Origin of the sequence: Mesorhizobium sp. M5C.F.Ca.IN.020.32.2.1 (genome assembly GCF_004023105.1) — a bacterium.
Lineage (GTDB): Bacteria > Pseudomonadota > Alphaproteobacteria > Rhizobiales > Rhizobiaceae > Mesorhizobium > Mesorhizobium wenxiniae.
Genome location: NZ_RZSX01000508.1, coordinates 1 through 4,668 on the forward strand (window position 1 = coordinate 1; position 4,668 = coordinate 4,668).

At 60.2% G+C, this 4,668-nt stretch carries 5 protein-coding genes; 1 reads left to right on the forward strand and 4 read right to left on the reverse strand.

All coding sequences use genetic code 11. From position 1 onward, the window contains the following. The coding region (locus EOA86_RS22940) for a protein-disulfide reductase DsbD domain-containing protein (RefSeq protein ID WP_281035684.1) at window positions 1-370 on the reverse strand (370 nt) is incomplete at its 3' end. A gap of 215 nt (window positions 371-585) precedes the next feature. Here EOA86_RS22940 and EOA86_RS22945 point away from each other — a divergent pair. Beyond that, window positions 586-1,194: a YqgE/AlgH family protein gene (locus EOA86_RS22945; RefSeq protein ID WP_023799312.1), complete on the forward strand. Its 609-nt coding sequence runs from the start codon at window positions 586-588 to the stop codon at window positions 1,192-1,194. A 25-nt stretch (window positions 1,195-1,219) separates the two neighbouring features. Here EOA86_RS22945 and EOA86_RS22950 read toward each other — a convergent pair whose 3' ends face one another. From EOA86_RS22950 to EOA86_RS22965, 3 genes are all read right to left on the reverse strand, one after another. Continuing rightward, window positions 1,220-2,218, reverse strand: coding sequence for a transglycosylase SLT domain-containing protein (locus EOA86_RS22950; RefSeq protein ID WP_128343731.1), 999 nt, complete (start codon window positions 2,216-2,218; stop codon window positions 1,220-1,222). Window positions 2,219-2,545: 327 nt separating this feature from the next. After that, the gene (locus tag EOA86_RS22955; RefSeq protein ID WP_128343733.1) at window positions 2,546-3,355 is read right to left on the reverse strand and encodes a methyltransferase domain-containing protein; all 810 of its coding nucleotides are present in this window, start codon (window positions 3,353-3,355) and stop codon (window positions 2,546-2,548) included. A gap of 443 nt (window positions 3,356-3,798) precedes the next feature. Then, window positions 3,799-4,668: LysR family transcriptional regulator (locus EOA86_RS22965; RefSeq protein WP_164891917.1), on the reverse strand; the 870-nt coding region annotated here is incomplete at its 5' end.

The following is a 4,668-nucleotide window of genomic DNA, read 5'->3' on the forward strand; positions in this document are numbered from 1 at the left end:
GCGCCGACACCGTGAATGTCACCGGCAGCGAAACCGGATGGTCGTAGCCGGCCCATTTGCCGTAGCCGTCGTCGTGGCGCTGGGGCGGCGGAAACGAAAACGTCGCGTTGGCAATGTTGGTGCTGGCCGAGATATCGATTTGCGGCGGCACGCCCGCGTCGCCCGGATCGCGCCAGTAGGTTTTCCAGCCAGGCTTGAGCGCAATATCGAGGACGCCATGGATGCGCCCGGCTTCGTCGGGCTTGCCGCTGGTCACAAGCCGCACTCTGCCGCCTTCGCTATTGTACCAGGTCGACGAGGAGGCTGCGGCAGGGAGGCCGGTTCCACATCCAACAGCGGCGCTGAGCAGCAGGACTTTCAAACTTTGCATGGCGCTGATTTGAGCGTCCGTTCATGGCTGCGCAATGACTTCATGGCGTCGCTGTTATCATATTTGCGTGACCTCGGGCACAGCTTTTGCGTGACCTCGGGCACAGCTCTTGCGTGACCTCGGGCACAGCTTTGCCTGACCTTAGATCCACATCCGCGACCAAATCGCGCGCGGCGCATCTTTTCGGCGCTCCAGAAACGCGTTACGCTCCTCTCATGGACTTGTTGCGCCACAAGAAGATGGCTGCGGGACGCGGCTTTCTCGACGACCAGTTCCTGATTGCCATGCCCGGCATGAAGGACGACCGCTTTACGCGCTCCGTCATCTACATTTGTGCGCACAGCGACGAGGGCGCGATGGGCCTGGTCATCAATCAGACGCAGCAGATGCTGTTTCCGGATCTGCTCGTGCAGCTCGGCATCATGAACGAACAGGAGGCGATCCGCTTGCCCGCGCAGGCCCGCGACTTCGTCGTGCGCAACGGCGGACCGGTGGACCGCAGCCGCGGCTTCGTCCTGCATTCGGGCGACTACCGAGTGGAATCGTCGCTCGCCGTCTCCGACGACATTTGCCTGACCGCGACCGTCGACATATTGCGCGCCATTTCGTCGGGCCGCGGGCCCCGGCACGCGCTGATGGCGCTCGGCTATTCGGGCTGGGGCGCCGGTCAGCTGGAAAGCGAAATCGCCGAGAACGGTTGGCTGACCTGCCCGGCAAATGCGGAGCTTCTGTTCGATACCGACATCGAGCGCAAATACGACCGGATTCTCGCCTCGATCGGTATCGACCTCGCGCATCTCAGCCTGGCGGCCGGTCACGCCTAGTGGTGAAAACCCGATACCTGGCTGGCTACCGCTGCATTGCCGACGCCAGCCGTTTGCCCAAATCGTAGACGAGATTCTCGATACCGGCCGTCCAGGACAGGTCAGCCTCTTTCACGCGGCTTTCGACATCGCTGTATTTGCCGATGCGAGCTTCTAAGAAGGAGCGCAGGCGCTGGTGGAACTGGCCGACGGTGAGCTGTTTTCCCTCGGCCCTGAACATCGCGGTATTGAAGCGCGCCGCCTTGGGAAAGATTTTGCTGGCCGTGGCATTGGGCGTCTCGTCGGCGTTTGACAGGAGCTGTGCTGCGCCGTTGGTGCCAAGGAAATGGGGGAGGTAAAGATCCCTTTCGTCCATGGCCTTCTCGAGACGGGCTTCGATGCGTTCCTTGGCCGCGAGAAGGTTCTTGGCCGCAAGTGCTGCCGACAGATAGGGATCGCGCCTGAATTCAAGAATGCGCTGTTCATCGGCCTTGTCGTCGACGAAATGGTGTTCGCGCTTGCCCTCTAAGCGGATCCGGATCAGTTCCGCTTCGTGGCCCAGACCGAACTCTGCACCGTACTTCTTCACCGCCTCGAGCCATGTCTGGTCGAGGAACTGCATAAGACCAAGTGCCGACCCTTTAGGCGGGCGATTGTTGAGGTCGAAGGAGGATTCCTTCTCGGCGATCGCGAAAAGGGTGTCGGCAGGAAATTGGGTGTCCTTGGCGGCACGCAGAATCTCGCTGGCAATGTACTGCGACACCTTGTATTCGCCGAACTCGTGCACCGACATGCCGATGACGATCTGTTCCGCGCCTTCGGAAAGGATGGCCACGGTACCCTTCAATGCGCCGGCCAGTGTGCCTTCTCCCTTGCGTCGGGAGGTCGACGTGGTGCCCGGATCGATGATGTCGAACTCGGGCGCGGCCGAGGGGAAACTCAGAGCGGAGGACGGAACAGCAGTGGCAACCGCGGCTTCGGTCACTCCGTTGACCAAGACTCCCGAATAGACCGGCCATGGCATGGCCGCCACTGTCGCCGCCAAGCCAATCCCCGCGATCCTTTTCGACAAAGGCCGTCCGCCCGAAAGGATGACGTCTGCGCAAGCAAAGAATTCACGTGTTCTTTGGAGTGACGCCAGGTCCCCCTCCGTTCCTTGTCTAGCCGCCCAGATACTTTGGGGCAGATCTATTTCCAACGTTGAGCCGTCAACGTCGAAAAAGACAAGAAGAACGGTCAGTGCTTGCTCTAGCTAGTCATGGATCGTGGCGGTACAATGGCCGCAATGCGGCGAGGACAGTTCGTAATGTACAATAAGATGATTTTATCGAGCGTTGCGTAGGCGATGCGTTGCTTGTGAAGAGAGATCTTTTTAGCCTTTGGCCGTCGCCAGATTGGCGCTGAGCTCGAAGGCTAATCCCGATCCATTGCCATACGGTTGCAGCACGGGCGCACTCTCGCTCACGATCTCCTCCACGACGCGCTTGCGTTCCTGATCGCCCATTTCCTTGGCTAAAGAACTCATTCCGACCAGTGCCATCGTATTCAAATGCAGGAAAGGTGCGCCTTCCCCGAAGTGCATGGTGCGCGAAATAATCCTTGATCGGACCTTGTGGAAGCCGGCGTCTCGCAGCAGCGCCTCAAGTGGAGCCGCTTCCCCGAAGCTGTACCGTTGATCGGCGATGGCGCCCAGATGGCGCTCCGCGACGCGGCGCAGTTCGCGAAAGAACGGGATTTCGTCGTCCGGGCGCCACATGGCGATCGCCAGCCTGCCACCCTTCGCCAGCGCGCGACGCATCTGCGCCGCCGCCGCGGGTCTGTCAGGAAAGAACTGCAGCCCTTGCTGGCAGACGACCACGTCGAACGTCTCACCGTTACGCAGAGGCAGCTCGCCGGCATTGCCCTGGCGCCAGTCAATGGCTGATTCTACAGCCCGCGCCACGGCAAGCATGTCCGGGCTGATGTCGACGCCGACGATATATCCGGCTTCACCGAGCCGCTCTCTTGCAACGCGCGCCACTATTCCTGTTCCACAGGCGATATCAAGTAGGCGATCGCCCGAAGACAATTCCAGCTCGTCAAGAGCCATCTCGGCCCATGGACGGAAGAGAGGGCCGACCAGCCACCGCTCGTACATCTGCGGGAAACTTGCCTGGTTCATTGCGTAACTGGGCAAGGTCATGATTGTCCTCCCTCAAATCTCCATCCGGCCATTGTGAGCCTTCTCCCGCGCTCCTTCGGCGAGCGCGATTCCAACGAAGCAAGAAAGTTGCAGTCGTTTCGGAGAAAAGGAAATGCCAATATTTCATCGCGCCGATGCAAGGCTGTCATCGGGAAAGGGCGATCCATGGAGATACACGAAATCCGCTACTTCCGGGTAGCGTCGCTGCTGCGTGACCCAGCCGGCGCTGACCCGCGCTATCCAGAAACTCGAGGCCGAGCTTGGAGGCATCCCTTCCATCGTGAGCATAGCCATGTCCATCTCACCGAGTTTGCGCGTCTCATGCAGCCACATCGCCCAAATGCGCAGCGATTGAGTGTCGGTAGTCCTGGATAGGGTCGGTACCGGTCCGAGGACCACCAGGGAGGCAGAACGCATCTAAAATCAGCTTCAGCAACAAACGCCTAGCCTGGCCAATCGAAGCTCTGGGCAGCTCGGACCAATGCCGCCGTCGCCGGGCTATAGGGCCGGCCCGGAACGCTAGCCAGGGACACGGTGCGTGCCACCGCGGGTTCGATCAGCGGACGCTGCAGAAGTTCAGGCGATGTCACCGAATATTCAGGCATGAAGGCGAAGCCGATCCGCGCCAGCACCATTGATTGGATCCAATCCTCGCGCTCGGAACGAAAGCGGGCATAAAGGCAGACGTTTCTTTCCCGGCACACACCCATCACCAGGTCCCGCATTTCGCAGGACAGACGGTCGACATAGGGTTCTTGAGAGAGATCGACCAACTTGATTGCATTGAGGCTCGCAAGCCGGTGATCCGGCGCGAATACGACGACGTAGCGCTCACTGTAGAGATCATGGACGCGGAAAGCCGCTCCCAGTCCCTCCAGCGGATTGAGGACGGCCAGATCGAGATCGCCTTGCTCAAGCCTGTTTTTCAGTTCCTGAACGCTCGCCTCGCTGACTTCAAGCTCGACGCCATGATAGTCGCGCTGGAACTTTGCCAGGAACCGGGCGAGCTTAACATGGCCGATGGTCGACATGACGCCGAGGCGGATCGGCACCTGGTTGAGCAGCCTGAAATTGTCGGCAAGCGTCCTGGTTGCGTGGGCCTCCTGCATGATCTGCTGAAGATGCGGCAGAATGGAGCGCCCGAACTCACTCAGGAGGACGCGCTTTCCCTCGCGGTGGAACAAGGGCGCGCCAAGCTCATCCTCGAGCGTCTTAACCGCTTTGGTGAGCGCCGGCTGAGACACATTGCAATCGGTGGCTGCCTTGGTGAAATTCAGCATCTTCGCGGCAGCAAGCACGTAGCGGACCTGAAA